Consider the following 703-nt stretch of genomic DNA (forward strand, 5'->3'; position numbering starts at 1 on the left):
TAATCCTAATTGTATTCGCGGGATTTTTCTTCCTAGGTAAAAGCTTGAGTGCTCAAATATATTATTTGGGCTTTTCATAGAATTAAGTTAAATAGAATATAATTTATCTCTTAAATTTTGGATTCCATTCGGATAAACGCTCTATTTCCAAATCATCTTCATCCAATTCTTGGCTATTATCTAAATATAACAATGTAACTCGATATCCATCATCTTGTTGAAAGACTTGCTCATATAATTCTGTTCTATCACTATTAGGACTTTGTAACCAATTTTTCCAATCTGTGGGTAATAGCTCTGTAGTTATTGATGATTTAGCTGAAATACTCTTAGGGCTAATATAATTTCCTTTTTTAAAGTTTCGTTCCAAACTAGGAAATCCTTTTGTTTTTAAAACCCTTTTAATTTCAAAGTTATAAGTATGAATTATTGCACAACAGTAATCAGATAAGTCTTTAAACCGTACACAACATGCAGCCATACTTACGTTATATTTTTGTGCAATTATAAAAATAGCTCGTAGGTCAGGTTCAAACTGATTAATATCTCTTTTAAACTCTAGACTTGGCATAAGTAATTGAGCTGAGAAGTGATTAGCCTCAATTTCTATTCTTACTTCTTTAGGTATATTCTTTCCAATGGTTGTAAATGATGATGAAGTTTGTTGTTTCGTGCATGAAAGAGTATCTCCAGTTAAGTGCGA

1 protein-coding gene is annotated in these 703 nt (G+C 30.7%); it reads right to left on the reverse strand.

Going from position 1 to position 703, the window contains the following annotated elements; genetic code table 11:
* Positions 1–103: 103 nt before the first annotated feature.
* A partial coding sequence (locus F928_RS10220; RefSeq protein ID WP_005074582.1) for an ImmA/IrrE family metallo-endopeptidase occupies positions 104–703 on the reverse strand: 600 nt, incomplete at its 5' end.

Source organism: Acinetobacter pittii ATCC 19004 = CIP 70.29 (assembly GCF_000369045.1).
Taxonomy (GTDB): domain Bacteria; phylum Pseudomonadota; class Gammaproteobacteria; order Pseudomonadales; family Moraxellaceae; genus Acinetobacter; species Acinetobacter pittii.